The sequence below is a fragment of the Curtobacterium sp. 18060 genome (genome assembly GCF_902706105.1).
Classification (GTDB): domain Bacteria; phylum Actinomycetota; class Actinomycetes; order Actinomycetales; family Microbacteriaceae; genus Curtobacterium.
The window spans coordinates 1-25,277 of the sequence record NZ_CACSJV010000053.1 but is presented as its reverse complement, the minus strand read 5'-3'; the positions used below and the strand labels follow the sequence as shown (position 1 = coordinate 25,277).

27 protein-coding genes and 2 tRNA genes are annotated in these 25,277 nt (G+C 71.5%); 15 read left to right on the top strand and 14 right to left on the bottom strand.

What is annotated here, in order from left to right; translation table 11 throughout:
* Nucleotides 1-53 precede the first annotated feature (53 nt).
* Together GVL05_RS17170 and GVL05_RS17165 are read left to right on the top strand one after the other, a co-directional pair.
* On the top strand, nt 54-1,121 hold the full coding sequence (locus GVL05_RS17170) for a mechanosensitive ion channel family protein (protein WP_132099638.1): 1,068 nt from the start codon (nt 54-56) through the stop codon (nt 1,119-1,121).
* On the top strand, nt 1,118-1,621 hold the full coding sequence (locus tag GVL05_RS17165) for a globin (protein WP_327785645.1): 504 nt from the start codon (nt 1,118-1,120) through the stop codon (nt 1,619-1,621). Before GVL05_RS17170 ends, GVL05_RS17165 begins: the two co-directional genes overlap by 4 nt.
* Before the next feature lie 180 nt (nt 1,622-1,801).
* Here the strand turns inward: GVL05_RS17165 and GVL05_RS17160 are convergent, their stop codons facing one another.
* Both GVL05_RS17160 and GVL05_RS17155 read right to left on the bottom strand, forming a co-directional pair.
* Nucleotides 1,802-2,644 carry an NAD-dependent epimerase/dehydratase family protein gene (locus GVL05_RS17160; RefSeq protein ID WP_159573929.1) on the bottom strand — a complete coding sequence of 281 codons (843 nt, stop codon included), beginning with the start codon at nt 2,642-2,644 and terminating at the stop codon, nt 1,802-1,804.
* A gap of 37 nt (nt 2,645-2,681) precedes the next feature.
* The gene (locus GVL05_RS17155; protein ID WP_111086787.1) at nt 2,682-3,383 is read right to left on the bottom strand and encodes a hypothetical protein; all 702 of its coding nucleotides are present in this window, start codon (nt 3,381-3,383) and stop codon (nt 2,682-2,684) included.
* 47 nt (nt 3,384-3,430) lie between these two features.
* On the opposite strand from GVL05_RS17155, the gene GVL05_RS17150 reads away from it, so the two are divergent.
* The gene (locus tag GVL05_RS17150; RefSeq protein WP_159573928.1) at nt 3,431-4,294 is read left to right on the top strand and encodes an acyl-CoA thioesterase II; all 864 of its coding nucleotides are present in this window, start codon (nt 3,431-3,433) and stop codon (nt 4,292-4,294) included.
* Here GVL05_RS17150 and GVL05_RS17145 read toward each other — a convergent pair.
* Both GVL05_RS17145 and ettA read right to left on the bottom strand, forming a co-directional pair.
* Nucleotides 4,281-4,736: a thioesterase family protein gene (locus tag GVL05_RS17145; RefSeq protein WP_131878467.1), complete on the bottom strand. Its 456-nt coding sequence runs from the start codon at nt 4,734-4,736 to the stop codon at nt 4,281-4,283. The genes GVL05_RS17150 and GVL05_RS17145 overlap by 14 nt on opposite strands.
* Before the next feature lie 32 nt (nt 4,737-4,768).
* Nucleotides 4,769-6,454: an energy-dependent translational throttle protein EttA gene (gene ettA / locus GVL05_RS17140; RefSeq protein ID WP_111086790.1), complete on the bottom strand. Its 1,686-nt coding sequence runs from the start codon at nt 6,452-6,454 to the stop codon at nt 4,769-4,771.
* A 190-nt stretch (nt 6,455-6,644) separates the two neighbouring features.
* Between ettA and GVL05_RS17135 the strand changes: the two genes are divergently transcribed.
* On the top strand, nt 6,645-7,370 hold the full coding sequence (locus tag GVL05_RS17135) for a hypothetical protein (protein ID WP_159573927.1): 726 nt from the start codon (nt 6,645-6,647) through the stop codon (nt 7,368-7,370).
* Nucleotides 7,371-7,393: 23 nt separating this feature from the next.
* On the opposite strand, the gene GVL05_RS17130 is transcribed toward GVL05_RS17135, so the two are convergent.
* The 3 genes from GVL05_RS17130 to msrA form a co-directional block, all read right to left on the bottom strand.
* Nucleotides 7,394-8,101, bottom strand: coding sequence for a single-stranded DNA-binding protein (locus GVL05_RS17130; RefSeq protein ID WP_159573926.1), 708 nt, complete (start codon nt 8,099-8,101; stop codon nt 7,394-7,396).
* A gap of 123 nt (nt 8,102-8,224) precedes the next feature.
* The gene (locus GVL05_RS17125) at nt 8,225-8,428 is read right to left on the bottom strand and encodes a methyltransferase (protein ID WP_111086793.1); all 204 of its coding nucleotides are present in this window, start codon (nt 8,426-8,428) and stop codon (nt 8,225-8,227) included.
* 37 nt (nt 8,429-8,465) lie between these two features.
* A complete protein-coding gene (gene msrA, locus GVL05_RS17120; protein ID WP_159573925.1) occupies nt 8,466-8,993 on the bottom strand; it encodes a peptide-methionine (S)-S-oxide reductase MsrA in 528 nt (175 codons plus the stop codon).
* Between the two features lie 158 nt (nt 8,994-9,151).
* Between msrA and GVL05_RS17115 the strand changes: the two genes are divergently transcribed.
* Together GVL05_RS17115 and GVL05_RS17110 are read left to right on the top strand one after the other, a co-directional pair.
* The gene (locus tag GVL05_RS17115; protein WP_111086795.1) at nt 9,152-9,418 is read left to right on the top strand and encodes a hypothetical protein; all 267 of its coding nucleotides are present in this window, start codon (nt 9,152-9,154) and stop codon (nt 9,416-9,418) included.
* Nucleotides 9,419-9,507: 89 nt separating this feature from the next.
* Nucleotides 9,508-10,818, top strand: coding sequence for a hypothetical protein (locus GVL05_RS17110; RefSeq protein ID WP_159573924.1), 1,311 nt, complete (start codon nt 9,508-9,510; stop codon nt 10,816-10,818).
* A 117-nt stretch (nt 10,819-10,935) separates the two neighbouring features.
* Here GVL05_RS17110 and GVL05_RS17105 read toward each other — a convergent pair.
* Nucleotides 10,936-11,008, bottom strand: a tRNA-Arg gene (locus tag GVL05_RS17105).
* Between the two features lie 112 nt (nt 11,009-11,120).
* On the opposite strand from GVL05_RS17105, the gene GVL05_RS17100 reads away from it, so the two are divergent.
* The 3 genes from GVL05_RS17100 to GVL05_RS17090 all read left to right on the top strand — a co-directional run bounded on the left by GVL05_RS17100 (nt 11,121) and on the right by GVL05_RS17090 (nt 14,423).
* Nucleotides 11,121-11,924, top strand: coding sequence for an NTP transferase domain-containing protein (locus GVL05_RS17100; protein WP_159573923.1), 804 nt, complete (start codon nt 11,121-11,123; stop codon nt 11,922-11,924).
* Entirely contained in the window at nt 11,921-12,793 is an 873-nt protein-coding gene (locus GVL05_RS17095; protein ID WP_159573922.1) for an N-acetylneuraminate synthase family protein, read from the top strand. The genes GVL05_RS17100 and GVL05_RS17095 overlap by 4 nt, the downstream gene beginning before the upstream one ends.
* A gap of 97 nt (nt 12,794-12,890) precedes the next feature.
* Nucleotides 12,891-14,423 (top strand): DUF6716 putative glycosyltransferase, encoded by a 1,533-nt coding sequence (locus GVL05_RS17090; RefSeq protein WP_159573921.1) that lies wholly within the window; start codon nt 12,891-12,893, stop codon nt 14,421-14,423.
* Here the strand turns inward: GVL05_RS17090 and GVL05_RS17085 are convergent.
* Both GVL05_RS17085 and GVL05_RS17080 read right to left on the bottom strand, forming a co-directional pair.
* Nucleotides 14,367-14,627, bottom strand: coding sequence for a thioredoxin family protein (locus GVL05_RS17085; protein ID WP_123313641.1), 261 nt, complete (start codon nt 14,625-14,627; stop codon nt 14,367-14,369). The two genes, GVL05_RS17090 and GVL05_RS17085, sit on opposite strands and share 57 nt — an antisense overlap.
* A 29-nt stretch (nt 14,628-14,656) precedes the next feature.
* Entirely contained in the window at nt 14,657-14,947 is a 291-nt protein-coding gene (locus tag GVL05_RS17080) for an oligoribonuclease (RefSeq protein WP_131845404.1), read from the bottom strand.
* Nucleotides 14,948-15,028: 81 nt separating this feature from the next.
* Between GVL05_RS17080 and GVL05_RS17075 the strand changes: the two genes are divergently transcribed.
* The 5 genes from GVL05_RS17075 (at nt 15,029) to GVL05_RS17055 (ending at nt 18,734) form a co-directional block, all read left to right on the top strand.
* Nucleotides 15,029-15,469, top strand: coding sequence for a MarR family winged helix-turn-helix transcriptional regulator (locus tag GVL05_RS17075; RefSeq protein WP_123294015.1), 441 nt, complete (start codon nt 15,029-15,031; stop codon nt 15,467-15,469).
* Nucleotides 15,466-16,707 carry an MFS transporter gene (locus GVL05_RS17070; RefSeq protein ID WP_131878453.1) on the top strand — a complete coding sequence of 414 codons (1,242 nt, stop codon included), beginning with the start codon at nt 15,466-15,468 and terminating at the stop codon, nt 16,705-16,707. Before GVL05_RS17075 ends, GVL05_RS17070 begins: the two co-directional genes overlap by 4 nt.
* A gap of 767 nt (nt 16,708-17,474) precedes the next feature.
* Entirely contained in the window at nt 17,475-18,113 is a 639-nt protein-coding gene (orn, locus tag GVL05_RS17065; protein ID WP_123294017.1) for an oligoribonuclease, read from the top strand.
* A gap of 75 nt (nt 18,114-18,188) precedes the next feature.
* Nucleotides 18,189-18,264: transfer RNA gene (locus tag GVL05_RS17060), tRNA-His, on the top strand.
* Nucleotides 18,265-18,389: 125 nt separating this feature from the next.
* Nucleotides 18,390-18,734 carry a metallopeptidase family protein gene (locus tag GVL05_RS17055; RefSeq protein ID WP_123341128.1) on the top strand — a complete coding sequence of 115 codons (345 nt, stop codon included), beginning with the start codon at nt 18,390-18,392 and terminating at the stop codon, nt 18,732-18,734.
* A 151-nt stretch (nt 18,735-18,885) separates the two neighbouring features.
* Here the strand turns inward: GVL05_RS17055 and GVL05_RS17050 are convergent, their stop codons facing one another.
* Both GVL05_RS17050 and GVL05_RS17045 read right to left on the bottom strand, forming a co-directional pair.
* Entirely contained in the window at nt 18,886-20,151 is a 1,266-nt protein-coding gene (locus tag GVL05_RS17050) for an acyl-CoA dehydrogenase family protein (protein ID WP_159573920.1), read from the bottom strand.
* Nucleotides 20,148-21,569: an LLM class flavin-dependent oxidoreductase gene (locus tag GVL05_RS17045; RefSeq protein ID WP_159573919.1), complete on the bottom strand. Its 1,422-nt coding sequence runs from the start codon at nt 21,567-21,569 to the stop codon at nt 20,148-20,150. The genes GVL05_RS17050 and GVL05_RS17045 overlap by 4 nt, the downstream gene beginning before the upstream one ends.
* 102 nt (nt 21,570-21,671) lie before the next feature.
* Here GVL05_RS17045 and GVL05_RS17040 point away from each other — a divergent pair, with 102 nt between their 5' ends.
* Nucleotides 21,672-23,057, top strand: a complete 1,386-nt coding sequence (locus tag GVL05_RS17040; protein ID WP_159573918.1) for an MFS transporter — start codon at nt 21,672-21,674, stop codon at nt 23,055-23,057.
* Nucleotides 23,058-23,141: 84 nt separating this feature from the next.
* On the opposite strand, the gene GVL05_RS17035 is transcribed toward GVL05_RS17040, so the two are convergent.
* Together GVL05_RS17035 and GVL05_RS20220 are read right to left on the bottom strand one after the other, a co-directional pair.
* A complete protein-coding gene (locus GVL05_RS17035) occupies nt 23,142-23,747 on the bottom strand; it encodes an ATP-binding protein (RefSeq protein ID WP_235036038.1) in 606 nt (201 codons plus the stop codon).
* On the bottom strand, nt 23,740-25,277 hold a 1,538-nt coding region (locus GVL05_RS20220), incomplete at its 5' end, for an ATP-binding cassette domain-containing protein (protein ID WP_159573917.1). The genes GVL05_RS17035 and GVL05_RS20220, both read right to left, overlap by 8 nt.

The following is a 25,277-nucleotide window of genomic DNA, read 5'->3' as shown; positions in this document are numbered from 1 at the left end:
GCCTCGGCGTTCCTCATGGAACGCCGAGGCCCCGCCCTTAGCATCGACCGGATATGACCTTGGCTGCAGAGACCTCCGACGTCCCCAAGTGGGCATCCAACGCGTTCACCCAGTTCGTCGACGCCTGGCACATCCCGATCACGATCGTGATCACGATCATCGCGGCGATCATCTTGCGCGTGATCCTCCGCCGGATGATCAAGCAGATCGTCGACCGTGTCGTGAACGGCGTGAAGAAGCGGCAGGGTGCCGAAGACACGCAGGCGCTCATCGCGTCGCCGGTCCAGACCGCGCGCGTGGTGCAGCGGACCCGCACCCTGGGCAGCGTGCTCGAGAACCTCGCAACGGTCATCGTCGTGGTGGTGGCCCTTGCGATCATCATCCCCGTGGCGATCCCGAACGCCGCCGTCGGCATCGTCGGTGGCGCGTCGCTCGTCGCCGCGGGCCTCGCCGTCGGCGCGCAGTCGATCGTGAAGGACCTGCTGTCCGGCATCTTCATGATCCTCGAGGACCAGGCCGGCGTCGGCGACGTCGTCGACACCGGGCAGGCCACGGGCGTCGTCGAGAACGTCGGGCTCCGAGTCATGCAGGTGCGCGACGTCAACGGGATCCTGTGGTTCGTGCCGAACGGGCAGATCCTGCGCGTCGGCAACCTGTCCCAGGGCTGGTCGCGCGTCCTCGTCGACATCACCGTCCCCTACGACACCGACATCGACGCCGTGCAGGACGCCCTGCTCGCGGCCGCCGTCACCATGTCGCAGGAGCCCCGCTGGCGCCAGCGCATCGTCGAGAAGCCCGAGATCTGGGGGCTGCAGTCGGTCTCCCCCGACGGCATGGTGTTCCGCCTCGTCGTGAAGACCCGCGCCTCCGAACTCGACGTCGTCGGCCGCGAACTCCGCGCCCGCCTGAAGCACGCCGTCGACGAGATCGGAGTCACCCTGCCGGCGATGGCGATGATCATGCCAGAGGGCTGGGAGAACGCGACCTCGATCAACGGGCTGCGGTCGGTGCAGACGCGTCCCACCCCGGCGCCGACCAAGCCGCGCCGCCCCAAGCGCAACGTGCTCGGGCAACCCATCCGGACCGACGACCACCACGACGGCGGGAAGGACCCCCAGTGACCGATCCCACACCTCCGAGCAGCGGCCCCGGCGGGGGTGGGCTCGGCATGCCCGGCGTGCCCGGCGTGCCGGGTGTTCCGGCGCAGCCCATCACGCTGCGGGTCGGCGAGCACGGGGCCTCGGCCACCGGCTCGCTCTTCGACCGCATCGGTGGCGCCCCGACCTTCGACCGGCTCGTGCGCCGCTTCTACGAGGGCGTGCAGCAGGACGACGTCATCTGGCCGATGTACCCGGCCGACGACCTCGAGGGCGCGATCTGGCGCCTGTCGGCCTTCCTGCAGCAGTACTGGGGCGGGCCGGGCACCTACAGCGAGGAACGCGGACACCCCCGGCTCCGGATGCGGCACAACCCGTTCCGCATCACGTCCGAGGCCCGCGAGCGCTGGCTGCACCACATGCGCGAGGCCGTCGAGTCCCTGCAGCTCGCACCCCTCGACGAGGCCGAGCTCTGGGCGTACCTCGACCGCGCCGCGCACGCCATGACGAACACCTTCGACTGAAGCCTGCTCTTCAGCCGCCCAGGTTCCGACCGCCGTTCAGGTTCCGGCTGTCGTCCAGGTTCCGAAATCTGCACATCTCGGCGCCGCTTCGTCCCGTTCGTGGAACCTCGGCGAACGACGCGCGGCGTGTTGTGCAACCTCGACGGCGCTGACGCCGTCGTCGAGGGCCATTCGTCGTCCTCAGCGCGCGTACGAGCCGGTGGCGAGGTCCTGGACCAGGGACGGGTGCGTCGGGTTCCAGCCGAAGGCGGAGCGGGCGTGGGCTCCGGGCGCCTCCTGGTGCAGGAGCAGCGCGTCGGCGAAGGCCCCACCGAGTCGCTCGCGCGAAGCATCGACGCTCTCGGCCACGACCGGTGCGCCGTGCGCCCCCGCTTCGGCGAGTTCGCGCACCGTCGGGTTGTCCCCCGTCGCGGCGACGATGTACCCGTCCTGCTCGGCACGCTCCAGCGCGAGGACGTAGAGCTCGCCGAGGTCGTCGACGTGCACCGTGGTCCAGCGCTGCGAGCCGTCACCGACCAGCGTGACCGGCTGGGTACCGTCGCTGACGAACATCGCGGGGATGCCGGCACCTCGCCCGTACACGATGCCCGGGGCGACGATCGTGGTCCGCGCGTCACTCGCCCGCACGGCAGCCTCGTTCGCCGTGCGCCACGACGTCAGCTCGGGCGGATCGATCGGCGACTGCTCGGAGATGTCCGTCGAGTTGCCGAAGGTGAAGATGCCGCCGGTGTGCACGAACGGCTTCGGTGTGCCGGCGGACGCGCGAAGGACCGTCGCGGTGAAGTCCGGGTCGACGTCGGGCGCGGACGCCGTGTGGACGACGCCGTCGGTCTCGTGCAGCAGCCGTTCGACGACCTCGGTGTCGGTGACGTCCCCGACGAGGGCGTGCCCACCGGCGTCACGCACGTGCTGCGCCTTCTCGTCGGAGCGGACGATGGCGGTCACCTCGTGCCCGTGGGCGACGAGGGCGCGGAGGACAGAGGAACCGATGTACCCGGACGCACCGGTGAGCAAGACGTGCATGCGGCCAGCCAACCACCTGGCCAGGACGTGACGTTCGCTACAGGTTCAGGGTCCAGGCGCGGCGTTTGACGAGCACGTGCCCGCGCGACGTCGTCAGACGGCTCCACGGACCCGTCTCGAACAGGCGGACCGGGTCGTGCCCGAGGAAGCCGAGGCTCTCCCCCGCGAAGCCTGCACCAGCGGGCAGGTGCTCGATGCCCGGCACCGGACGGCCCCAGACCTCGGATCGCACCTTGCGGATGATCGCCTCACCCGCGTTGGTCGGGACGGCGTCGGCGACCTCGGCGATGCCGTCACGGGTGGCGCGGCGCAGCAGCTCCGGCGAGACGTCGGGCAGCGGCACCCATCCGCCACGGGGCGGGGAGATCGCCGCCCAGGTCACGGTGTGGACCTCGTGCGGGAGCTCGACCTCGATCGGGGTGGCCCGCGTCGGGTCGGCGCCGTCGGCGTGCTCGGCGTCCTGTGCCTCGGCGAGGAGCCGGAGCCGCTCGAGCAGGGACTGCAGCGGCACCACGGCGTCGATCGTCGCGGGCTCGGTGAGCGAGAACGTGCGGAGGCCGAGCACCGTCGGCAGCTCATCGAGGAGTCCGAGGGGGTACAGGATCGCCGTGTAGACCGCGAGGACACCGGAGTCGGCGATGAACCGGACCGAACCGTCCTCGATCCGAGCGGCACGTCCGAGGTACGTGCGGAGGTCCCCGAGGGAGGCGGCGTCGGGAAGCGTGAACGAGGTGCCCATGTCGAACCGATCCTACCGGCGCACCCTGTGTTCGTAGACTGCACCACGTGAACGGCGAACCCGACTTCCTGCGGACCCTCCGACTCGAGGACACCGGTGCGAGCACGGGTGAGACGATCCTCACCGGCGCGAACCACTGGTCCCCCGGCGGGCGGGTGTTCGGCGGCCAGGTGCTCGCCCAGTGCATCGTCGCCGCGCAAGCCACCATCGAGGGGCGTGACATCCACTCGATGCACGGGTACTTCCTGCGCCCCGGCGACATCGACGTGCCGATCACCTTCGGCGTCGAACGCATCCACGACGGTCGGTCCTTCGCGACACGGCGCGTGCAGGCCTACCAGCGCGGAGTTCCGATCTTCTCGATGATCGCGTCGTTCCAGGTGCCGGACACCGGGGTCGAGCACCAGGACCCGTACCCGGTGGACACGCCGTCACCGGAGTCGCTGCCGTCCGCCGCGTCGATCCTGTCCACCATCGACCACCCCGTCGCCAAGGCCTGGGCCGAGCGCTCGATCGACCTGCGGTACGTCGAGGGACCGGTGTTCGTCGACGTGCAGGGCGAGCACGTGCCGCACCAGGCGGTCTGGTTCCGTGTGCAGGGCGACCTGCCGGACGACCCGGCGCTGCACCGTGCGGTCCTCGGGTACGCCAGCGACCTGTCGATCCTCGAACCGATCATGCGGCGGCACGGCGTCGCCTGGGGCACGCCCGGCGTGAAGAGCGCCAGCCTCGACCACGCGATGTGGTGGCACCGCGACGGTCGGGCCGACGAGTGGATCCTGTACACGCAGGAGTCCCCCAGCGCCCAGGGCGGCCGGGGGCTCGCCTTCGGCCGGATGTTCTCCCGCGACGGACGCCTGCTGGCGACCGTGGCGCAGGAGGGTATGATGCGGGTCCCTACGGGCGGCTGAACTCCACCGGGGCCTCGAGGTACTGCTCGCACGCCGCACGCTCGGCCGCGGTCAGCCGCCGAGGACGGTTCGTGGCCGCGTCCACCATGACGAGCGCGGTCGTCGCCCGGGTGTAGAGCTCGGCCGGCTGCTGCCCGACCGGCGACCAGACCTCGTACGACACGTCGACGCTCGCCCCACCGAGCCGCCCGATCCACATCTGGATGTCGAGCGGCTGGCGCAGGTACGGGATCGACGCGAGGTACTCGAGGCGCTGTCCGGCGATCACCGTCATCGTGCCGGAGCCCGGCCGACCGTCGATGATCGGCTCGGGCAGGCTGCCGTCCGCCGTCAGCTCACCCGCGTCCGGACCCCAGAACCCCACGATGCGCGCCTCTTCGAGCAGGCGCAGCATCGCGGAGTTGTTGACGTGGCCGTAGGCGTCGATGTCGCTCCACCGCATGCGGATGGGAGCGTGCAGTCTCGCCACGCGGGTCAGTCGCGGGTGAGCTTGCGGTACGTCGCGCGCCCGGGCTTCGCGGCATCGGCACCGAGGCGCTCGATCTTGTTCTCCTCGTACGCCTCGAAGTTGCCCTCGAACCAGTACCAGTTCGGCGTGCCGTCCTCGTTGAGGCCTTCCCACGCCAGGATGTGGGTCGCGATGCGGTCGAGGAACCACCGGTCGTGGGTGATGACCACGGCGCAACCGGGGTACTCGAGCAGAGCGTTCTCGAGGCTGCCGAGGGTCTCGACGTCCAGGTCGTTCGTCGGCTCGTCGAGCAGCAGCAGGTTGCCGCCCTGCTTGAGGGTCAGCGCGAGGTTCAGACGGTTGCGCTCACCACCGGACAGGATGCCGGCACGCTTCTGCTGGTCCGGGCCCTTGAACCCGAACTGCGAGACGTAGGCGCGGGACGGGATCTCGGTCTTGCCGACCTGGATGTAGTCGAGCCCGTCGGACACGACCTCCCACAGGTTCTTGTTCGGGTCGATGCCGCCACGGCTCTGGTCGACGTACGAGATGTCGACGGTGTCGCCGATCTTGAGCGTGCCGCCGTCGAGGGGTTCGAGCCCGACGATCGTCTTGAACAGCGTCGTCTTGCCGACACCGTTCGGGCCGATGACGCCGACGATGCCGTTGCGGGGCAGTGTGAACGACAGGTCACCGATGATGACGCGCTCACCGAACTGCTTGTGCAGCTTCTCGGCGTCGATGACCTGCGAGCCCAGACGCGGGCCGACGGGGATCACGATCTCCTCGAAGTCGAGCTTGCGGGTGCGCTCGGCCTCGGTGACCATCTCTTCGTACCGGGCGAGACGGGCCTTCGACTTCGCCTGACGACCCTTGGTGTTGCTGCGGACCCAGTCGAGCTCGGAGGACAGGCGCTTCGCGAGCTTCGCGTCCTTCTTGCCCTGCACCTCGAGGCGCGCACGCTTCTTCTCGAGGTACGTCGAGTAGTTGCCCTCGTACGGGTAGAGGCGACCACGGTCGACCTCGGCGATCCACTGGGCGACGTGGTCCAGGAAGTACCGGTCGTGGGTCACGGCGAGGACGGCACCGTGGTACTGCTGCAGGTGCTGCTCGAGCCACTGCACGCTCTCGGCGTCCAGGTGGTTGGTGGGCTCGTCGAGCAGGAGCAGGTCGGGCTTCTGGAGCAGGAGCTTGCAGAGCGCGACGCGACGCTTCTCACCGCCGGACAGGTGCGTGACGAGCTCGTCTCCCGGGGGGCACTGGAGCGCGGCCATGGCCTGCTCGAGCTGCGAGTCGAGGTCCCACGCGTCGGCGGCGTCGATCTCTTCCTGCAGCGTGCCCATCTCGGCGAGGAGCGCGTCGAAGTCGGCGTCGGGCTCGGCCATCAGCGCGGAGATCTCGTTGAAGCGGGCGAGCTTCGCGTGGATCTCGCCGACGCCTTCCTGGACGTTCTCGAGCACGGTCTTCGTCTCGTCGAGCTCCGGCTCCTGCATGAGGATGCCGACGGTGAAGCCCGGCGTGAGCTTCGCCTCGCCGTTCGACGGCTGGTCGAGACCGGCCATGATCTTCAGGATCGTCGACTTGCCCGCACCGTTCGGTCCCACGACGCCGATCTTGGCGCCGGGGAGGAACGACATCGTGACGTCGTCGAGGATCAGCTTGTCGCCGACCGCCTTGCGGGCGCGGACCATCTGGTAGATGTACTCAGCCATATCGGCCCCAAGTGTAGTGACACCGTCGGTGCGTCGCGCGCTCGGCACCGGATCGCCGCTTCGCGCACCCGGCGGGACGGGGGTCTGTCGGGATCCGTGACGACGACGTAGGTTGTCCTCGCCAACCACCTCGGGGCCCGTCGCTCACCACGACGCGGACCGGCTCAGGATCACGGACGGGATGACAACCATGACCAGGCACGCCACACGACTGCGCCGACTCGCGCTCCCCTTCCTCGGAGCGATCGCGCTCACCGCTGCCCTCGTCGCGCCTGCGTCTCCGGCGACGGCCGCCGGCGCAGTGCCGAAGGGCTCCCCGTACCTGCTCTACACGGCGACCATCAGCGCCGACGGGGCCGGTACGGGGTACTCGTCGTACATCAACGTGCACGACGCCCACAACAACGCCTACGCGTTCGGCATCCAGTCGGACAAGGGCTCGCCCGAGAGCAAGGGCAAGCCGCGCTTCATCTGGGAGCGGGTGCAGAACGGCAAGTTCACCTACGGGTACCTCGGTCCGGCGACGAACAAGAACACCCCGATCGGGATGCGCTGGTACCAGAACGACGTCGCGACGATGATCGTCAACCACAAGACGATCGGCACGCTCAAGCTCAACCTGGACGGTCGGCTGTTCTTCAACGCCGAGGCGAACGGCCGCCTCAACGGCGACGTCGTGCACTCCACTGTCCAGGACACCCGCATCACGGTGGGCAACGTCAAGGGCCGGACCGGTCTGAACGGCACGTGGAACACGAACTTCTCGTTCCACGGCATCAAGGCGACCCAGATCAACAAGCCGGCGGTCCAGGGAGCGACGTTCCGGATCAACGGTCGGGTCTCCGGGCTGCCGCGCGGCGGCAACTGGGACACCGACCAGGTGTCCGGCATCGGGATGATCGCGCAGAAGTGGTGACCGTCCGGCGCGTCTGACCAGGGTCACGCGGCGGCCCGAGTGAGCGGCCCGTCGTCATCCGACGGCTGGGGGTCGAATGCGGCTCCGTCCTGCTCGAGCATCCGCTCTGACGGCCCGACCGCGTCCGCGCCGTCCAGCCCGTGGTCGGTCCCGGCCTCGTTCTCGTGGTCGGGCCCGTCGCCGTGGTCGGCCTCGGCCCGGTGGTCGGTCTCCGCCTGAGGGTCCGCCCCGAGCTCGTGGCCGGCGTCCTGCCCGTGCTCGTGCCGTCGACCGTCGAGCGCCGGAGCAGCGACGAGGCCGCCGCCGTGCACCTCGCCGGTTCGGGGATCGACGCCCCGCACGCCGCCGTGCCCGGACGTGGTGTCGTTCACCTGCCGCGGCACCCGGACCCAGTTGCTGATGCCCCACGCCAGGTCGTGCCCGATGCCGTCGGCATCGATCTCGACCGACGTGCCGCCCCGGCCGTCGCGCTCCCAGGTGCGGATCCGGACGCGGCCGGACACGACGATGCGGTCGCCCTTCTTCAGGGACTTGAACACGTTCGACGCGAGGGAGCGGAACGCGGTGACGGTGTACCAGTTGGTCGCACCGTTGACCCAGGCCGCGCTGGCCCGGTCCCATCGACGTGACGGTGAGGCGAGGCGCAGGCTCGTGATGGCGATGCCGGTCTCGGTGACGAGGTGACGGGGTTCCGTGGCGACGATTCCGCAGACGGTGATGATGTCGTTCATGCGTCGATCGTCATCGAGCCCGGGGCTGCGGAAGCAGCCCCGGGCTCGATCTGTGGCGTGTGGACCCGACCAGGCGACCTGTGGAGGACGAGTCCCCCGGGCCTCCTGTCCGGCCCTGGACCGCTAGTGCGCTCGGAACTCGGGCCGCGCCGCGAGCGGGCCGAGCGCCGCGTGGACCGCGCCCTTCGCCGACTCGAGCGACGGGTAGAGCCCGCCGGTGCGCCCTCGTCCGTAGAGCTCGACCTGGAAGCCGTCCGCGGCACGGTGGATGCTGCCCACCGCACCTGCCGGACCGATCGCGACCCAGGTCCCGGTGTTGTTCGTCATCGTTCGACCACCTCCTCGTGGCCCCGACGCCCGAGGATCAGGACGCCAGGATGTACTGACTGTAGGCCCTGCGGACCTTGTTCACCTTGGGCAGCGCGACTGCGAGGCAGTAGCCCTGACCGGGGTTCTTCGCGAAGAAGTCCTGGTGGTACTCCTCCGCCGGGTAGAACGTCGAGGGCGGCTCGATCGTGGTGACGATCCCGCCGTCCCAGATGTCGGACGCGCGCTCGATCGCCTGCTCGAACAGTGCGCGCTGCGCGTCGTCGGCCGGGAACATCGCCGAGCGGTACTGCGTGCCGACGTCGGCACCCTGCCGGTTGAGCTGCCGCGGGTCGTGCAGCGTGAAGAACACGTCGAGGATGACCTCGGCCGGGATCACCGTCTCGTCGAAGGTGACCGCGACCGCCTCGGCGTGACCGGTCGAGCCCGTGCACACCAGCTCGTACGACGGGTTCTCCACCCGACCGCCGATGTAGCCGGACTCCACGTCCTGCACGCCCTGGAGCGTGCGGTACACGGCGTCGAGACACCAGAAACACCCACCTGCGAGCACGAACGTGGTCATGGCCACAACCTACCTCCCCGACATCCGCGCGGGGCCGGACCGGGGACATGCCCTTCACAGCACGCACCGCCCACCCTGCCGTCCACGATGCGTCAGCACGGCCCCGGCGTGTCGGTGGTGGCCCGTAACGTCGAGACCACACCGACCAGGAGGCCACGATGCAGACCACGACCGAACCCGCACTGCGGATCCGCACCGTCCCGCTCTCCCGGTCGCGCGGCGACTACCGCATCCTCGACGTCCGCGACGACCTGAGCCGCGTGACCCGCGCCAACGGCGAGATCGTCGGCTACGTCGACCGCATCGACGTCGCCGGTGACACCGCCTACCGCGCCCGTCGCTACGTCGCGACCGAGCGTCGGTTCGTCGAGCTGCCGAACGTGTGGTCCGCCGACGACGCCGTGGACTGCCTCCGCTGGTCATGATGTTCCAGATTGGAATCATCTCGGGTCGGATGCGCGGAACGCCGTTCGTCCTCCCCGGGGCCTGACCGTTTCGTGAGTATGGTGCGCGCATGGACTGGTGGAACGACCTGACCGACTGGACTTCGTCCGACGACGGATGGCGGGTGATCTCGGGTGCCGTGATCCCCTTCGTCGCCATCGTCGTCGCCGGCGTGATCGCGGCGCTCATCGGACGGGGTGCGACCAAACGGGTCGTGGCCCTGCAGGAGCGCGAGTCGAAGAACGCCGCCGTCGCGGCGATCATCTCCGCGGCGCGCAAGGCCGCTGCTTGGGGTTCGCTCGGGCACGACGAACGCGGCTACGCGGACCACCTGGCAGAGGATGCCGACATCCGGCTCCGGCTGCTCCCCGTGCAGGGTGCGCCCCTCGCCGCCAACTGGGCACAGCACGAGATCGCCGACATCAAGAAGAACTCGTCGACCTTCAGCTTCCAGGCCGACCAGTCGCTCGCGGAGTTCCGCGACCGCCTGCTCGAGTGGCAGGCCCGTCCGGGCCGCGCACGCAAGCTCTTCAAGGCCGACCTCGAGCGCTGGAAGTTCGAGTCCCCCGACCCGGATGCCGACCTGATCAAGCGCCAGCAGGACTGGAACGCCGACCAGAACAGCACCGCCCGCCCGCAGACCCCGGCAGCGCCCGCTCAGGCCGCTCCCGTCGAGCGCCCGACGCCGACGACGACTTCCCTGCGTCCGGCACAGCGTCCAGGAGGCACGCCCGCCTCCGCGCCGTCGGCCCCGGCCAACGCCGGGCCGGCCCCCGCCGGTGGCGCCCCCGCTGCCGCAGCCGGGTCGGCGTCCGCTCCCGCTGCAGGACCCGGGTTCTCGGTGAACCGCGGTGGGTCGGACGCCAACGCCACCCGCTCCTACGGCGAGAACACCACCCGCGTCTACGGTGACGACGCCGCACCGCCCGTGCGCCCGGCGCTCGGCACACCCACGTCCCCCGCACGCTCCACCCCGAGCCGCGGCACCGACGACACCGAGGTGGTGGACGACGACGCCGTCACCAAGGCCTTCGGTGACACCGACCGGGTGACCCCGGCCCGCGGCACCGACCGTCCCGCGTCGTCCACCGTCGCGACGCCGGCGCCCACCTCGGCCGACGCCCACGTCAACCGGACGCCCGCCAACGACGTCCCGACGAACCCGGGGACACCGACCACCCCGGGTGCACCGACGACCCCGGCGTCCGCTCCGGCTCCGAAGGTCGAGACGCCGGGCACGACGAACACGACGTCGATCCCGACCCGCATCACCCAGGCGCCGGCGGAGCCCACCGACGCGAGCGAGACGTCCGAGGCGACGCACACTCAGCCGATCAGCGCCTCCGAACTCCGCCGCCGCGCCGCGGACGACGACGAGTAACGGGCACGGACACCCAGCACGCAGCACGCCGCACCCAGCACGCAGCACCCCGCGTCCGACACCCCCACGAACGAGCAACGGGCCGCCATCCGATCGGATGGCGGCCCGTTCGCGTCGTGCCCCCGGCAGGAATCGAACCCGCGGCACGGTGGGTAGAAACCACCTGCTCTATCCACTGAGCTACGGAGGCGAGCGACGTCGATTCTAACCGGGACCCGCCGATCGAGCGGTTCCGGAACGGTTCGGCCGTCGTCTGCCCGCAGTTCGCCTCCGGGACACCCGCGCTTCGTACCGTCCGGGAGATGCACTCCTCTGCCACCGTCCTCGCCGTCGTCCCCGCACGCGCCGGCTCGAAGGGCATCCCGGGCAAGAACCTCCGGACGGTCGGAGGTCGGTCGCTCGTCCGTCGGGCCGTGGAGTCGGCACGCAGCGCAGCACTGATCGACGCCGTGGTCGTCACGACCGACGGTGACGCCATCGCCGCCGAGGCCCGCGCCGCCGGTGCCGACGTGGTCCGACGACCGGCCGACCTCGCGGGCGACCGGGCATCGTCGGAGTCCGCGCTGCTCCACGTGCTCGACGAGCTCGAGGCCGCCGGCGATGCGCTGCCCGAGGTCCTGGTGTTCCTGCAGGCGACCTCGCCGTTCATCGACCCGGACGACCTCGACACGGCGATCCGGCGCGTCGCGGAGGGGCACGCCGACGTCGTGTTCGCCGCAGCGCCGTCGCACGCGTTCCTGTGGCGGGTCGCCGACGACGGTTCCGCCGTCGCCGTGAACCACGACGCGGCCACCCGTCCGCGTCGCCAGGACCGCGCGGCCGAGTACCGCGAGACCGGCGCCTCGTACGTCATGCGGACCGACGGCTTCCGGCAGCACCGGCACCGCTTCCACGGCCGCGTCGAGCTCATCGCCGTCGACCCCGCCGGCGCGATCGACATCGACGACGAGACCGACCTGATCGCGGCCGACGCCACGGCCGAAATCGCGGCCGCAACCGAAGAGCACGCCACGGCCGACGCCCGCGCAGCCGCCGTTCCGATCCACGCCCCGGACCACGACCCATCCCCGACGCGGGCAGCCCCCGCACTGAACGGAGCACCATGACCGTCACCATCGGCACGTCCACGATCGGCACGGGCCACCCCGCGTACCTCATCGGCGAGATCGGCCTCAACCACAACGGTGACGTCGACATCGCCAAGCAGCTCATCGACGTCGCCGCCGACGCCGGACTGCAGGCCGTCAAGTTCCAGAAGCGCACCCCGGCCATCTCCACGCCCGAGCACATGAAGAACACGCCCCGCAGCACCCCGTGGGGCGAGATGACCTACCTGGAGTACCGCTACCGCGTCGAGTTCGACCGCGACCAATACATCGAGATCGGCGACCACGCGACGCTGCGCGGCCTGGACTGGTTCGCCTCGCCCTGGGACGAGCCGTCGGTGGACTTCCTCGAGGACCTCAACGTCGTCGCGTACAAGATCGCCTCGGCGTCGGTGACCGACCTCGGGATGCTCGCGGCCGTCGCCGCCACCGGCAAGCCCGTCATCCTGTCGACGGGCATGTCGACGCTCGAGCAGATCGACGCCGCCGTCGACGCCCTCGGAACCGACCGCCTCGTGCTCATGCACGCCACGTCGACGTACCCGCTCCCCGCCGAGGAGGCGAACCTGCGCATGATCGACACCCTCGCGCACCGCTACTCGGGCGTGCCCGTCGGGTACTCCGGCCACGAGCCGGGCCTGCAGATCTCGATCGCCGCCGTCGCCCTCGGCGCCACCGCGGTCGAACGGCACATCACGCTCGACCGCACGATGTGGGGCTCGGACCACGCGGCCTCGCTCGAGCCGCACGGCCTGAAGACCCTGGCGCGGGACATCCGGATCATCGAGACCGCGCTCGGTGACGGGGTGAAGCGGATCTTCCCCGGCGAGCGGGCGCCGCTCGCGAAGCTGCGCCGCGTCGGCGCGTGAGCGCATGCAGCACCCATCCGACCGCCGGCGAGCGGGCGCCGCTCGCGAAGCTGCGCCGCGTCGGCGCGTGAGCGGAGACCACGTGAGCAGAGGGCACGTGAGCGGCCCGGTCGACGAGACCGGCGCCCTGGACGTGCCGGCTGACGGGGGTGCGTCGACAGTCGGACGGGAGGCGCGCCTCCCGTCCGGCCCGTCACCCCGCGGCCGACGTGTGGTCGCCCTGGTCGACACCGACTCGTTCGCCAAGTGGGGCGCCCACCTGCTCGCGGCGGCGCCGGCCGGCTGGGACCTCGACCTGCGGACCGTCGCGACGCCGCGTTCGGCCAGCGCGAAGCAGCTGCGCTCGGCGTTCCGCGGGCTCGACGCACGACTCGCGCACCTTCGGACGGCTCCGCCGACGCCGAAGGACGTCGATGCCGTCGTCGAGGAGCTCCGCGTCGATCCGCCCGACGCCGTCCTCGTGTCCCTGATCGGCCCGGTCGCCGAACTCGTCATCGACGAGGTGCACCGCCGGATCCCGGACCGACCGGTGCTGGTGTCCGGACTGCCGGGCATCTCGTTCCCGGCGAAGTGGAAGGGCATCTTCTTCCGTGCGCGTGCCGACCTGTTCGTGCTGCACAGCCACCGCGAGGTGCGGGCGTACGAGGAGATGGCCATCGAGGGCGGTGTCGAGCCGCACTTCGCGCTCGCCACCCTGCCCTTCGCCCGGAGCGCGAGCGCCAGCGCCAGCACGGGCGCGACTGCCAGCGCCAGCACGGGCGCGCCCGATGCGCCCGTCCGCGACGCCGTCGTCTTCGCCGCCCAGCCGAGCGTCCCGCTGGAGCGCGTCGACCGGGCCCTCGTCGTGGAGTGGCTCGTCGCGACCGCACGGCAGCACCCGGAGTGGCGCGTCGTGATCAAGACCCGCGCGGCCGCCGGCGAACACCAGACGCACCGCGAGGAACACCCCTACCCCGACCTCGTGCCGGCCGACGCACCGGCGAACCTGGTGGTCGAGAGCGGGCCGATGGCCGAACACCTCGACCGTGCGGTGGCCCTCGTGACGATCAGCTCCACGGCGGTGCTCGAAGCGGCCGCACGTGGTGTGCCCGCGCTGACGCTGACGGACTTCGGCATCGGCCGCCACCTCATCAACGAGGTGTTCGTGTCGAGCGGCCTCGAGGGCGACTCGGTCGACCTGGTGGACGGCCGGTTCGGGACGGTCCGACCGAGCTGGATGCAGGACAACTACTTCCACCCGGCCTCGGACGACGACTGGCAGCGCCGGCTCACCGAGCTCATGGTGCAGCGGGACGCCGGGACGCTCGTCGACCGGGAACCCGCACGCCGCAGCCGGGGCGGGGTGCTGCGCCGGGCCTGGGAGCGGAAGAACGCCCTGGGCGGAGCGGATCGCTCGGCGCTGGGCTGGCTCGCGCTCGTGATCGGGGCGCCGATCCGGACGACGAAGCGGCTGGCGCGGAAGGCCAGGGCGCTGGTCGACCCGCCGGAGCCGGTCGTGGTGTCGGCGCCGACGTCGCAGCGGGCAGCGGGCGGCGCGCGCGCGGCGGCCACCGGCAGCGCGGCGAACTCCGGGTCAGAGGGCCTTGGCGATCGCCAGCAGGAGCTGGTCGCGGGTGGGGACCCCGGGTGAACGGAAGACCTCGGCACCGTCCTCCCGCCGCACGATGATCGTGGGCGTGGAACGGATGCCGAGGTCCTCTGCGTCGTCGGGGTACGACGCCACGTCGCGTTCGGTCACGGCGAGCCCGGGAACGAGCGCCGACGCCTCGGCTGACACCCGGCGGGCGGCGGCGCACGGCGCACAGAAGGCGGACGTCCAGAGGTCGAGCTGCATGTGACCGTGCAACGCGGCGGCGCGGGGTTCTACTCCCGGTCGAACTCGCCGCTGCGGTCGCCGCGGTCGGCGAGGTCGTCCACCGGGTCGGACTCCCCCGGCTCGTAGGTGTACTCGACCGAGGTCTGGTCGAGGACCTGACGGGACTTGGTGGCGCGGTAGGTGAAGGCCGTCTGCAGGCCCTCGACGTCGGCGAACACCGTGACCTCGTCGTCCAGCGCGTCGCTCGTCGCGGTGCGGGTGTCGGTCGTGCCGTCGAAGGGTCCGCCGTGGAAGATCGCGGTGTACTCGTCGCCTTCGTGGATGGTGATGTCGCTCATGCGTCCCTTCTACCAGGCGGTGCCTGTTGCGGCCTGGTGCAGCCTGTTGCGCAATGCATAGCATCGCTATATAGTTCAGCTATGGAAACAACGCGTGCGCAGACGATCGAGACGCTCCTCGTCTCCGTCAACCGCCTGATCCGCAGCGCCGCGCAGTCGACGGGCAACACCACGTCGGCAGCGGTCTGGCGCACGCTCGGCATCCTCGAGTCCGACGAGCCGCTCCGGCTCGGTGAACTCGCGGCGGCCTCGCGCGTGGCGCAGCCCACGATGACCCGGCTCGTCACGGGCATGCTCGCCGACGGCCTGGTCACGCGGAGCGTCGACCCCGACGACTCCCGTGGCCAGCTCATCGAGATCACCGACGCGGGCCGCGCCCGGCTCACCGCCTGGCGCGCCACGCTCACCGACACGGTCGGCCCGTTGTTCGCCGACCTCACCGACGACGACTGGGACGTGCTGCACCACGCGTCCGTCCTGATCGCCCAGCGCACGACCACCAGAACGGAGACCACCGCGTGAACGCCCACGCACCTGCCGGCCAGTCCGGCTCCATCCTCAAGCAGTCCTCAGCGGTCTGGGCGATCGCCTTCGCCTGCGTCGTCGCCTTCATGGGCATCGGCCTCGTCGACCCGATCCTCCCCGCGATCGCTGGATCGCTCAAGGCGACCCCGGCGCAGACCGAACTGCTCTTCACGAGCTACCTGGCCGTCACCGGCGTCGCGATGTTCTTCACGAGCTGGGTCTCGAGCCGCATCGGCGCGAAGCGCACCCTGCTCATCGGTCTGGCGCTCATCGTCGTGTTCTCGGTCCTCGCCGCGACGTCGAACAGCGTGTGGAGCATCATCGACTTCCGTGCCGGCTGGGGCCTCGGCAACGCGCTCTTCATCTCCACCGCCCTGGCGACCATCGTCGGTGCAGCGTCGGGCGGGACCGCCTCGGCGATCATCCTGTACGAGGCAGCGCTCGGCCTCGGCATCGCCGTCGGCCCGCTCGTCGGCGGCCTGCTCGGGTCGGTGAGCTGGCGCGGCCCGTTCTTCGGTGTCACCACGCTGATGGCCGTCGCGTTCATCGCGATCGTGGCGCTCCTCAAGACCGGCAGCCTCGAGAAGCCCACGCCCACGAAGCTCTCGGCGCCGTTCCGCGCCCTCGGCCGTCCCGCGCTCGCCGCACTCGCCGCGACCGCGCTGTTCTACAACATCGGCTTCTTCGTCCTGCTCGCCTACACGCCGTTCCCGCTCGGCTTCGGTGCGCTCGGCATCGGCTTCACGTTCTTCGGCTGGGGGCTCGGTCTCGCGATCACCTCCGTCTGGGTCGCCCCGATGCTCACCGCCCGTCTCCGCAGGACGACGGTGCTGAAGATCGCGCTGCCCCTGCTGGCACTCGACCTCTTCGCCGCGGCCGTCGTCGTGGACTCGCAGGTCGGCCTCATCATCTGCGTCATCATCGGTGGACTCGTGCTCGGTGTGCTCAACACGGTGCTCACGGAGTGCGTCATGGAGGCCACGGACCTGCCCCGCTCGGTCGCCTCGAGCGCCTACTCGGCCGTCCGCTTCATCGGCGGCGCCATCGCCCCGCCCGTCGCGACCCTGCTCGCCGACGCGTACGCACCCTCGGCCGCCTACGTCTTCGCCGGAGCGTCCGTCGCCGTCGCGTTCGTCGTGATCCTCTGCACCACGAAGGTCCTGCGCCGCGTGGACGACGGTGCCGAGCCGGAGCGCGTCGAGGCCGAGGCCATCGGCGCCGGCGAGATGTCCTAGCCGCACACCTTCCCGCCCCGCCCCCCTCCTGCGCGAGCGGGCGAAACACCCGGGTGCCTCCAGACGCGGCCCGGGTATTTCGCCCGCTCGCGCTCTGCGCACTGGGCGCACGCACGTCCGCCCTCCGTCGTCCGCCCAGCTGGCCGCGAGCGGGCGGAATGCCTGGGTCCCCTGCAACGTGGCCCGGGTATTTCGCCCGCTCGCGCTCTGCGCACTGGGCGCGACCAACTTGGAGGCGCGGCACCAGTCCGACGGACCGCCACCGGGCCTCCAGGCAGTCACCACCACGGCCCCCTCCGCCTCCGCGAGCGGGCGAAACACCCGGGTACCTCCCGACGCGGCCCGGGCATTTCGCCCGCTCGCGATGGCGCGGAGCGGCCAGAGCGCAGCCGCTCCCCAGCGTCTCGCTGAGCGTCTCGCCGAGCGGGCGAAATACCCCGCCACCCCGCCGCGCAACCGCGGCATTTCGCCCGCTCGCGCTCTGCGCACTAGACGCGACCAGCCGGGAGGCCCGACACCCGCCCGACGGACCGCCGCCGGGCCTCCAGGCCGTCACCACCACCGCCCCACGCACCTCCGACACCGCCGCGCCCGCGAGCGGGCGAAACACCAGGGTGCCTCTCGACGCGGCCCGGGCATTTCGCCCGCTCGCGGGTTCGGGGACGCCAGCGCGCACCAGCCGCGGACGCAGCCGCGGACGCGACCGCGCACCGGCCGCGCACCACCTGCGCACGGGGCGCCCGCGGGCCGGGAATAGGATCGTGCACATGGCAACCGCGAATGACCGCCTCGTCTGGATCGACTGCGAGATGACCGGCCTCGACCTCGAGGTCGACGAACTCGTCGAGGTGGCCGTGGTCATCACCGACTTCGACCTCGAGCCCGTGCACCCCGGATTCGACATCGTGATCAAGCCGGACCAGTCCGCGCTCGACAACATGAACGAGTTCGTGACGAACATGCACGTCACGTCGGGGCTCATCGAGGAGATCCCGAACGGCGTCAGCCTGGCGGACGCCGAGTACCAGGTGCTCGAGTACATCCTCGAGCACGTCCCGGCCGAGGGCACCGCTCCCCTGGCCGGCAACACCATCGGCACCGACCGTGCGTTCCTGTCCAAGTACATGCCCCGCGTCGACGGCCACCTGCACTACCGCAGCGTCGACGTGTCGAGCATCAAGGAGCTCTGCCGCCGCTGGTTCCCGCGCGTGTACTTCAACTCGCCGGAGAAGCACGGCGGGCACCGGGCCCTCGCGGACATCCTCGAGTCGATCCGCGAGCTCGAGTACTACCGCCGCGCGGGCTTCGTCGCCGAGCCGGGGCCCACCACCGACGAGGTGCGTGCCGTCCAGGCCGAGGTCGTCGAGAAGTGGGAACCGCGCCTGGCCCAGCCCGCAGCCGAGTGACGACACGGGTGGTCGGCACCGCCCGCAGCATGTACTACTATTGAGTGGTCGCGCCGGTCCGCCGGTGTGTGCATGGTGGATATAGCTCAGTTGGTAGAGCGCCTGGTTGTGGTCTAGGAGGTCGCGGGTTCGAGACCCGTTATTCACCCCAGTCGAGGGAGAGCCCCAGTTGCGTGTGACGCAACCGGGGCTCTCCCTCTGTGTTTGTCTGGGCGCCTCCGGCGCCGTGCGGCTTCGCCGCGAGTGGTCAGGGCGGTGTGGGACGATCCCTGCGTGATGGAGATGTCCGCCGACGACTTCGAGCAGCTCGTGACCGACGAACTCGACCTGCTCCCCGACGAGATGGTCGACGGGCTCGACAACGTGGTGTTCGTCGTCGAGGACGAACCGGAGAACGGCGAAGAGCTCTTCGGCGTGTACGACGGCATCGCGGCGACCGAGCGCGGGCAGTACGGCTTCGGTGAGCTACCCGATCGGATCGTCGTCTTCCGCAAGCAGCACCTGGCCGAGTGCGACACCGTCGAGGAGCTCAAGGACGAGGTGCACACCACCCTCGTGCACGAGATCGGGCACTTCTACGGCATCGACGACGAGCGGCTGCACGAGCTCGGCTGGGCGTAGGCGCCCACCCGGCGCACCCGGCGCCCGGCACCCGGCGCCCGAATTTCGGGCTCAGCGACACTCCTCGGGCGCACGAGCGCGAGAACTGTCGCTCACCGCGAGAGGTCGCGCCGCGCCCGCGCCGCGCCCGGCAGCGCCCGGCAGCGCCCCCTCAGAACCGCGTCGGCCCCACCTCGTGGTACTTCTCCCACGCGTCCACCGGCCCCCGCCCGTGCAGCGCGTACTCCCCCACGAGCCGCTCCTTGTAGACGGCCGGGTTGTGCGACGCCACGACGCGGGCGTTCCGCCAGTGCCGGTCCAGCGCGCGCGTCCGGTCGGCAGCGGACGCCCCACCGACCTCGAACAGCTCGGAGCACGACCGCAGCACCCGCGGCCCGATCTCGACCTGCGCCTGGTAGACCGCGTTCTCGGCGGCGTCCAGCAGTACGCGGTCGACCCCGACCCCGGGCTCGTTCGTCGCGACGACCTGGTCGAGCAGCCCCGCGGCCGCGACGACGAGCGACCGGGCAGTGAACGCCCCGGCGGACAACCGACCGATGACCGCCAGGACCTGCGGGTCCTCCCCCGGAGTCGCCGCGTTCGCGTGGATGTACGTCCGGGTCCGCGGCCGCACGAAGGCGACCGCATCGTCGGACACCGCCTGTCCGATCCCGGCCAGCACGGCCAGCAGGTACAGCTGGAAGAAGGCCTGGATGTGCGAGAGCGGCGCGTCCTTGTACGCCGACACCACGGCGGGGTCGACGGGCACCCCCTCGAACACGGTGGTGCCCGATGCGGTCAGCCGCTGGCCGAACCCGTCCCAGTCGTCGACGCTCGTCACGCCCGGCGCGTCGACCGGCACGGCGAACGTCACGCGGTCGCCCGAGCGGTCCGCGGCCAGGTAGATCCAGTCGGCGTAGAGCGTGCCGGTCGAGTAGAACTTCCGCCCGTCGAGACGGAGGGAATCGCCAACAGGCGTCACCGTCGTCGAGATGTCGGCCAGGGTCGTGCCGGTCCGCTCCGAGGTCGCGTTCCCCACGATCGCCCCGTCGACGATGCGCTGGAGCCATTCGTCCCGTCCGGCCGACGAGGGCCGGAGCAGCACGAGTTCGGTGTACCCGAAGTGCCCTCGCCACAGGTGCGCGATGTTCGAGTCCGCGGCCGCCAGGTCCGTCACCAGCTGCACGAGTTCGACCAGGGTCACGCCGAACCCGCCGCGGTCCTCGGGGACGCGCAGCCGGCCGAATCCGGCGTCGGCGAGTGCGCGGACCTCGGCGTGCGGCAACGGCCGGTCGCCGGGGGTGCCGGAAGCGAGCTCACGCTCGACCGCGCCCTCGCGGATCGTCGCGAACACGGGTGCGAAGCGTTCGCGCAGGGTCGCCAGACGATCGGCCGGGAGGCTCCTCACCCGTCCGTCGGTCGTCGTCGCGTCCGTCATGCGGTCACCTCCACGGCACGTGCCGCCGCCGACACACCGCTCGCGCCGCCCGTGAACGCGCCGCGCCACTGCCGGGCGGGGTGCGAGTCCGGCAGCTGTGCGTGCCCGAAGAGCTTCTCGCGCAGGGTGCCCTCGCGGTACTCGGACTGCATCAGCCCACGCTCCTGCAGGGTGGGCGCGATGTGGTCGACGAACTCCTCGTACGAGCCGGGCAGGGTCCAGTTGATGACGTTCACCCCGTCGACGCCGACGCGCTGCCAGTCCGCGAGTTCGTCGGCGATCTGGTCGGGCGTGCCGACGACCCGGGCACGGAGCTTGGCGGACAGGCGGGCGAGGTCGGCGATCGTGGGTTCGCGGTCGCCGGCGGCCTCGCGGAGCCACTGCAGGTGCGACTGCCCGGCGTGGGTGCGGACCTCGGACAGCGGGGTGTCCGGGTCGAGGGCCTCGCCGGTGTCCGGGTCGAAGCCGAGGTTCGAGTGCACCAGGAAGCCGTCGGCCGCCAGGTACTCGTCGATCTCCGCTTCCTTCGCCTTCGCCTCGGCCTCGGTGGACCCGGTGACGAAGGTCAGCCCGAGGAAGAACGCGATGTCGTCACGATCCCGGCCAGCTGCGACCGCCAGGTCGCGGGTCTCGCGGATGAGCTGCTCGGTGGCGTCCCGGTTCGAGGTCAGGATGAACTGGGCCTCGGCGTTCCGTGCCGCGAAGGCCCGACCGGCGGGCGAGGAGCCGGCCTGGAACAGCACCGGCGTCCGCTGCGGGCTCGGCGCGCTCAGGTGCGGCCCCTGCACGTCGTAGCGCTTCCCGTGGTGGTCGATGCGGTGCACCTTGTCGGGGTCGGCGTAGCCGCGCACCGGGTCCTTCAGAACGGCGCCGTCCTCCCACGAGCCCTCCCAGAGCTTCGCGCAGACCTCGAGGTACTCCTCGGCCCAGACGTAGCGCTCGTCGTGCTCCTCGAGCCGGTCGGCGCCGAAGTTCCGGGCGGCGCTGTCGAGGGCGCTCGTGACGACGTTCCAGCCGATCCGGCCCCGGGTGATGTGGTCGAGGGTGGAGACCTTGCGGGCGAAGTCGAACGGGTGCGACTGGATGACGCTCGACGTGAACGCCAGGCCGAGGTGCTCGGTCGACACGGCGAGCGCGGAGAGCAGCACCGAGGGGTCGTTCGAGGGGATCTGCAGCCCCTCGCGCAGGTTGGTCGAGTAGTCGCCGCGTCCCGGTCCGTAGGTCCCGACGACGTCGGCGAAGAACATCGCGTCGAACTTGCCGCGCTCGAGGGTCTTCGCCAGGTCGGTCCAGAGCGTGACGTCGTCGAAGTCGGCCTGATGGGCGTCCGGGTGCCGCCAGAGGCCGTGCTGGATGTGCGACGTCGTGTTCATGACGAAGGCCGCGAAGCGCAGCGGTCGGTTCGGTGCATCGCTCATGCACCCCATGTTCCCCGTGGTGCCGTCACGAGGGGCAGTGAGGTGACACCGCGTTACGCGGCTGGTTCCACCGGACGTCGGAGCCGACCATGCTGCTGAGGCATGCCGACCCCGACCACTGCTGCCGCGCCTCCCGTCCGCCGTGCCGAACCGACGACGGGCGCGACCCGCCGTCGCGTCGCCCTCGCCTCGTTCGTCGGCACGACGGTCGAGTACTACGACTTCTACCTGTACGCGACCGCGTCCGCCCTGGTGTTCGCGCCCACGTTCTTCCCGTCGGTGACGCCGGCGGTCGGGGTGATCGCGTCGTTCGCGACCTACGGGGTCGGCTTCGTCGCGCGGCCGCTCGGCGGGGTGATCGCCGGGCACCTGGGCGACCGCATCGGACGCAAGAAGCTGCTCGTCGCGTCCCTGGTGCTGATGGGCATCGCGTCGACCCTGATCGGGGTCGTGCCGTCGGCGGCGACCATCGGCGTCGGTGCCGTCGTTGCGCTGGTGTTCCTGCGGCTGCTGCAGGGCGTCGCCGCCGGCGCCGAGTGGGGCGGGTCCGCGCTGCTGTCCGTCGAGCACGCACCCGAACGGCACCGCGGGCTGTTCGGGGCGTTCACGCAGATGGGGTCGGCGGGCGGGATGCTGCTCGCGACCGGCGTGTTCACCCTGGTGCGGTTCCTGCTCGGCAACGAGGCGTTCCTGGCCTGGGGGTGGCGGCTGCCGTTCCTGTTCTCCGCGGTGATCGTGGCAGTCGGCCTGGTGATCCGGCTCGGCGTGCAGGACGCTCCGGTGTTCCAGGAGCTGCGGGCCTCCGGCGGGGTCGAGCGGTTCCCGGTCTGGCAGGCGATCCGGCACCACCCGCGCGCGATCCTGGTGACCGCCGGGCTGCGCCTGGTGCAGCCCGCGCTGTACTCGATCCTGACGACGTACTCGCTGACCTACCTCGCAGCCGCACGGGGGCCGGCGGGCTCGGACGCCGGGCTGCAGGCGGTGCTCGTCATCTCGGCGGTGTCGCTCGTGTCGACGCCGTTCTGGGGGTGGCTGTCCGACCGGGTGGGACGCCGCGTGCTCACGATTTGGTCGGCCGTCGGCATCGCCGTGCTCATCTGGCCGTTCTTCGCGTTCCTCGACGCCGGGCCGCTCGTGCTGCTGCCGCTCGTGGCGCTGATCGGGATGTGCGTCTTCCACGACAGCATCTACGGGCCGCAGGCAGCCTGGTTCGCGGAGCAGTTCCCGACCGGGCGGCGGTACTCGGGGATGTCGCTCGGGTACCAGATCGGGTCGATCTTCTCGGTCGGGCTGACGCCGCTGCTCGCTGCGGTGTTCGTGGAGCTCGGTGGGGGCTCGCCGTGGATCCTGTGCGGGTACCTCGGGGTGTACGCGGTGCTGACCATCGTGGCGGCGGTGTTCGCGGTGGACCCGGTCGCGCGGGCGCGGGGCGGCGTGCGGGACGGTGCTGCTGCGCGGGGCGGCGCGCGGGGCCGAGTCTCGCGGTGAGCGACAGTTCTCGCGCTCGGACGTCCGTGAACTGTCGCGCAGCCCGAGACTCGGCGCGGCCAGCTGGCCGCGCCGGCCGGTCCGCTACGTCCGGAGCACCACGTCGGCCAGGGACGCCGGGTCCTCGGCGGCGATGAAGTCCTGCTCCTGCGCCGCCCACCGGTCCCACTCGCGCGCGAAGGTGTCGCCGTCGCGGCCGATCGCCCGGTCCCAGCGGACTGCGTCGTCGGCCTCGAGCCACACTGCCAACGAGGCCAGCGGCACCGACGCCCGGGACACCGCCCCGCAGCCCTCGATCACGATCGGCAGGTCGGGGTCGACCGCGGTCCACTCCGCCGGGCCGTCGGCCACCCAGTCCCAACGGCGGTACCCGCCGGGAGGCCCGAGCACGTCGCGGGCCACGGCGTCGGCCGCCGCGCGGAGTCCGTCCCACCCCGGGTAGACGTCGTCGAGGTGCACGACCTGCGCCCCCAGCAGCTGCGCGAGCTGGTCGCCGAGAGTCGTCTTGCCGGTGCCGGAACGGCCGTCGACCAGGACCACGAGGCGCCCGCCCGACGCTGCCGCGGCGCCTGCAGCAGCTGCGGCGACACCTGCGGCGAGACCGTCGCCGCCCGACGGGTCCGACGGGTCCGCCGGGTCCACCGGGTCCACCTGGTCCGCCGGGGCCACCGGGCCCGCCGACTCACGCACGCCAGGTCCCCGCTGCCACGGCGACCGCGATCGACGCGACACCGATCCCGACGAGCACCGCCACCATCGCCCACTCCGGCCACGCGAACCGGGCGACCCGCGCCCACGTGCGTCGCCCGGGAGCCCCGAACCCGCGCGACTCCATCGCCACCGCCAACGTCGTCGCCCGTCGCAACGCCAGGACCAGCAGCGCGAACGCCATCGACGCCCCGCGCCGCAGCCGTCCGGTGTCGGCAAGGCCCCGCGCGCGCCGCGCCATCGCGAGCTGCCGCCAGTCGTCCACCAGCAGCGTCATCATCCGGATGGCCGCGAGGGCCCCGAGCACGAACCGCGCCGGCAACCGCAGCACCTGCGCGAGCCCGTCGGCCAGGTCGGTCGGGTCGACGCGGATGAACAACGCGACCGCGGGCAGCCCCACCGCGAGCACGCGGAGCGCCGTCGCCAACGCGAGCGTGAGCGACCCGTCGGTGACGTGGGCGAACCCGAAGTCGAACCACTCCCGTCCGGAGGGCCGCCCGTACAGCGCGATGCTCACCGCCGTGAGCGGCACGGCCACCAGGACCGGTGACACCCGCAGCAGCAGGGTCCGCCCCGGCAGCCGCAGGAGGGGCAGCAGCGCGAGCTCGACCGCGAGGGCGACGGATGCGGACACGACGTCCAGGCTCAGCACGAGGCACACGCCGAGCGCGAGGACGCCGATGAGCGAGGCCACCGGTTGGACGGCGGCTCGGTCGGTTCGGCCTGGAGGCGCGGCTCGGCCCGCCGTCGTCGGCACCGTCTCCGGGGTGGTCGCCGTCGCACCCCCCTGGTCGCGTTCCACGCGCCCTTGGTCGCGGTCCACGCGCCGGGCGCCGTCCGCCGCGAGCACGACCTCGTCGGCGTCGAGCGCCCGGATCAGGTCGCGGTCGTGCGTGACGGCGACGACGGTGGTGCCGTCGTCGGCGAGTGCTCCGAGGTGCCGGACGACGGCGTCCCACGTGGACCGGTCCTGCCCGGAGGTCGGTTCGTCGAGCACGACGACCGGCGGCCGCGCGGCGACGACCGCGGCGATGGCGAGCCGTCGCTGCTCGCCGCCGGACAGCGTGAACGGGTTGGCCTCGGCGAGGTGGGCGAGGCCGAACTCGCCGAGGAGCACGTCCGCCCGACCCGCGGCGTCCGGAGCACCGATCGCGCGGGGGCCGGCCTCGACCTCCTCGCGGACGGAGCCGGCGACGAACTGGTGCTCGGGGTCCTGGAAGACGGTACCGATGCGGGCGGCGAGTTCGCGGCTCGACCACGTGTGCGGCGCCGCGTCGAGGCCTGCGGCGAGGTCCGTCGTGGCCGCGAGCTCCCCCGCGACCGGAGGCAGGAGCCCCGCGAGCGTGAGGCCGAGCGTCGACTTGCCGATCCCGTTCGGCCCCGTGATCGCCATGACCTGTCCGGCTCGGAGTTCGAGGTCGATCCCGCTGCCCACTCGCTGTCGCTTGGCCCGGCCGGTCCCGAGGTCCCGCGCCTCGAGCAGCGCGCCCGCTCCCGCGCCCGCCCCCTCGC

Excerpts from the sequence above, each read along its gene's own strand:
- GVL05_RS17170 (WP_132099638.1), top strand. The coding sequence starts at position 54 with ATGACCTTGGCTGCAGAGACCTCCGACGTCCCCAAGTGGGCATCCAAC.
- GVL05_RS17160 (WP_159573929.1), bottom strand. The coding sequence starts at position 2,644 with ATGCACGTCTTGCTCACCGGTGCGTCCGGGTACATCGGTTCCTCTGTC.
- GVL05_RS17155 (WP_111086787.1), bottom strand. The coding sequence starts at position 3,383 with ATGGGCACCTCGTTCACGCTTCCCGACGCCGCCTCCCTCGGGGACCTC.
- GVL05_RS17145 (WP_131878467.1), bottom strand. The coding sequence starts at position 4,736 with ATGCGGTGGAGCGACATCGACGCCTACGGCCACGTCAACAACTCCGCG.
- ettA (WP_111086790.1), bottom strand. The coding sequence starts at position 6,454 with ATGGCTGAGTACATCTACCAGATGGTCCGCGCCCGCAAGGCGGTCGGC.
- GVL05_RS17135 (WP_159573927.1), top strand. The coding sequence starts at position 6,645 with ATGACCAGGCACGCCACACGACTGCGCCGACTCGCGCTCCCCTTCCTC.
- GVL05_RS17130 (WP_159573926.1), bottom strand. The coding sequence starts at position 8,101 with ATGAACGACATCATCACCGTCTGCGGAATCGTCGCCACGGAACCCCGT.
- GVL05_RS17125 (WP_111086793.1), bottom strand. The coding sequence starts at position 8,428 with ATGACGAACAACACCGGGACCTGGGTCGCGATCGGTCCGGCAGGTGCG.
- msrA (WP_159573925.1), bottom strand. The coding sequence starts at position 8,993 with ATGACCACGTTCGTGCTCGCAGGTGGGTGTTTCTGGTGTCTCGACGCC.
- GVL05_RS17115 (WP_111086795.1), top strand. The coding sequence starts at position 9,152 with ATGCAGACCACGACCGAACCCGCACTGCGGATCCGCACCGTCCCGCTC.
- GVL05_RS17110 (WP_159573924.1), top strand. The coding sequence starts at position 9,508 with ATGGACTGGTGGAACGACCTGACCGACTGGACTTCGTCCGACGACGGA.
- GVL05_RS17100 (WP_159573923.1), top strand. The coding sequence starts at position 11,121 with ATGCACTCCTCTGCCACCGTCCTCGCCGTCGTCCCCGCACGCGCCGGC.
- GVL05_RS17095 (WP_159573922.1), top strand. The coding sequence starts at position 11,921 with ATGACCGTCACCATCGGCACGTCCACGATCGGCACGGGCCACCCCGCG.
- GVL05_RS17085 (WP_123313641.1), bottom strand. The coding sequence starts at position 14,627 with ATGCAGCTCGACCTCTGGACGTCCGCCTTCTGTGCGCCGTGCGCCGCC.
- GVL05_RS17080 (WP_131845404.1), bottom strand. The coding sequence starts at position 14,947 with ATGAGCGACATCACCATCCACGAAGGCGACGAGTACACCGCGATCTTC.
- GVL05_RS17075 (WP_123294015.1), top strand. The coding sequence starts at position 15,029 with ATGGAAACAACGCGTGCGCAGACGATCGAGACGCTCCTCGTCTCCGTC.
- orn (WP_123294017.1), top strand. The coding sequence starts at position 17,475 with ATGGCAACCGCGAATGACCGCCTCGTCTGGATCGACTGCGAGATGACC.
- GVL05_RS17055 (WP_123341128.1), top strand. The coding sequence starts at position 18,390 with ATGGAGATGTCCGCCGACGACTTCGAGCAGCTCGTGACCGACGAACTC.
- GVL05_RS17050 (WP_159573920.1), bottom strand. The coding sequence starts at position 20,151 with ATGACGGACGCGACGACGACCGACGGACGGGTGAGGAGCCTCCCGGCC.
- GVL05_RS17045 (WP_159573919.1), bottom strand. The coding sequence starts at position 21,569 with ATGAGCGATGCACCGAACCGACCGCTGCGCTTCGCGGCCTTCGTCATG.
- GVL05_RS17040 (WP_159573918.1), top strand. The coding sequence starts at position 21,672 with ATGCCGACCCCGACCACTGCTGCCGCGCCTCCCGTCCGCCGTGCCGAA.